Annotated in this window: 3 protein-coding genes; all 3 read right to left on the bottom strand. The window is 62.3% G+C overall.

What is annotated here, in order from left to right; translation table 11 throughout:
• Positions 1–217: 217 nt before the first annotated feature.
• Positions 218–1,237, bottom strand: a complete 1,020-nt coding sequence (gene ilvC / locus JJ959_RS21210; protein ID WP_193182052.1) for a ketol-acid reductoisomerase — start codon at positions 1,235–1,237, stop codon at positions 218–220.
• Between the two features lie 135 nt (positions 1,238–1,372).
• Positions 1,373–1,966 carry an acetolactate synthase small subunit gene (gene ilvN, locus JJ959_RS21205; protein WP_292888459.1) on the bottom strand — a complete coding sequence of 198 codons (594 nt, stop codon included), beginning with the start codon at positions 1,964–1,966 and terminating at the stop codon, positions 1,373–1,375.
• 115 nt (positions 1,967–2,081) lie between these two features.
• On the bottom strand, positions 2,082–2,556 hold a 475-nt coding region (locus JJ959_RS21200), incomplete at its 5' end, for a thiamine pyrophosphate-dependent enzyme (RefSeq protein WP_292888456.1).

Here is a 2,556-nt window from a genome sequence, read left to right as displayed (position 1 = left end):
GGAATAGACCAAAGTTCGGAACAGCCGCGCAACGGAAAAACATATCCCGCAGTGCAATCGGTCCGCCGTCCATCCGCGATTGCCGACGTCACAACCGAATCATATCAAAGAATCAGGAGATTATGAACTTTAATTGTCTCGGCGTTTTCGGTGTGGGCGGGGAGGCGGCAATATCGGGGGGGCGGCGCCCCACTCCCGCCCGCCCCACACCCGATTCTTAGTTCTTCGCCTTGTCGACGAGGGCGTTCTGGGAGATCCACGGCATCATTGCGCGGAGCTTCTCGCCAACCACTTCGATCTCGTGCTCGGCGGCACGACGGCGCATGGTCTTGAAGCTGGCCTGCTTGACCTGGTTCTCCAGCATCCAGCGGCGCGCGAAATCGCCGGACTGGATGTCGTTGAGCACCTTCTTCATCTCCGCCTTCACGGCATCGGTGATGATGCGCGGGCCGGTGACGTACTCACCGTATTCGGCCGTGTTGGAGATCGAGTAGTTCATGTTCGCGATGCCGCCTTCATAAATCAGGTCGACGATCAGCTTCACTTCGTGCAGGCACTCGAAATAGGCCATTTCCGGCGCGTAGCCGGCTTCGACCAGGGTCTCGTAACCGGCCTTGATCATCTCGCAGAGACCGCCGCAAAGGACGGCCTGCTCGCCGAACAGGTCGGTTTCGCACTCTTCCTTGAAGGTGGTCTCGATGGTGCCGGCCCGGCCGCCGCCGACGGCGGAGGAGTAGGACAGCGCGATCTCGAGCGCGTTACCGGAGGCGTCCTGGTGGACGGCCACGAGGCAGGGCACGCCGCCGCCGCGGACATATTCGGAGCGCACGGTGTGGCCCGGGCCCTTCGGCGCGATCATGAAGACGTCGATGTCCGGACGCGGATCGATGAAGTTGAAGTGAACATTGAAGCCGTGGGCGAAGGCGATCGCCGCGCCTTCACGCAGGTTGTCCTTCAGGTCCGCGTAATAGATGTCGGCCTGGCCCTCGTCCGGGGTCAGCATCATGACGACGTCGGCCCACTTGGCGGCTTCGGCGGCGGTCATGCATTTCAGGCCGGCGGCTTCCGCCTTCTTGCGGGAGGACGAGTCCTCGCGCAGCGCGACGACGATTTCCTTCACGCCGCTGTCTTTCAGGTTGTTGGCGTGGGCGTGGCCCTGGCTGCCGTAACCGACAATCGCAACCTTCTTGTTCTTGATCAGATTGACGTCGGCATCCCGATCGTAATACACGCGCATTTCTAGGACCTCTCGTATCGTTTCCTGTCACTCGGACACTTGGGGCGGAGCCCCCGCATTCCCGCCCGGCAGGACCGGACAGAACAGTTCAGGCAGCGGGCCGGGGCTCCATCAAGTCCCGCCGCCTTCGGCCGATCAGGCCTTTTTCGATGCCTTCTTCTTGGCAGACGATTTGTTTTCCCGGTTCTTCTCCAGCGTGCTGAAGACCGGCATGTCCAGATTGCTGCCCCGCGCGATGGCGACGACGCCGGTGCGCGAGACTTCGATGGCTCCCAGAGCGCTCATCAGTTCGACGAAGGCGGTGATCTTGGACGGCCCGCCGGTGAGCTCGAACACGAAGCTCTCCAGCGTGCTGTCGATGGCCCGGGCGCGGAACATGTCCGCGATGCGGAGCGCCTCGATGCGGTGCTCGCCGACATTGCGGATCTTGATCAGCGCCAGTTCCCGTTCCAGGTGCGGGCCTTCGAGCGTCAGGTCGTGCACCGCATGAACCGGAACCAGACGGCCAAGCTGGGCCTTGATCTGGGCAATGATCTGCGGCGTGCCGGTGGTCACGATGGTGATGCGGGAGAGATGCTTGGCGGTGTCGACGGAGGACACGGTCAGGCTCTCGATATTGTAGCCGCGGCCGGAGAACAGGCCGATGACCCGCGCCAGCACGCCCGGCTCGTCATCCACCAGCACGGCGAGGGTATGGGTCGCTTCTGCGATCGGAGTGGCTGCGTTCACGAAATAGGCTCCAGTAACTGGGCGACCCGAAGGCCGCCGAAACCTTATAGAATGATGGGATGGACGGCGCCCGTACCAATTTCCGGCCGGGCGCCGAATGTTCCTTCGGGTGCTTCTAGACCAGAACCATCCCGTCTTCCGATGTTTCCAGCTCCGCCTTGTCGTCCGGACCGAGCAGCATCTCGTAATGCGCCGCACCCGACGGGATCATCGGGAAGCAGTTCTCGTCCTTCTTCACCAGGATGTCGGCGAGCACGAAGCGGTCGGTTTCCAGCATCTCCATGATGACGTCATCGAGCTGGTCGACATTCTCCGCCCGCAGGCCGACGCCGCCGAAGGCGTCCGCGACCTTGATGAAGTCGGGCAAGCTTTCCGAATAGCTCTCGGAATAGCGCCCGCCATGGTTCAGTTCCTGCCACTGGCGGACCATGCCCATCCACTGGTTGTTGACGATGAAGGACTTCACCGGCAGCCGGTACTGGGCCAGCGTCGAGAGCTCCTGGATGTTCATCAGGTAGGAGGCTTCGCCGGCGATATCGATCACGGTCGCTTCCGGATGTGCGATCTGCACGCCCATCGCCGCCGGAAGG

The organism is Nisaea sp. (assembly GCF_017640745.1).
In the GTDB taxonomy this organism is placed as follows: Bacteria; Pseudomonadota; Alphaproteobacteria; order Thalassobaculales; family Thalassobaculaceae; genus Nisaea.
Note: the sequence above shows the minus strand (reverse complement) of the source record. Positions and strands in the feature narration are given on the sequence as shown.

Bases quoted from the DNA above. Each gene is read 5' to 3' on its own strand.
- ilvC (WP_193182052.1), bottom strand. From the start codon at position 1,237: ATGCGCGTGTATTACGATCGGGATGCCGACGTCAATCTGATCAAGAAC.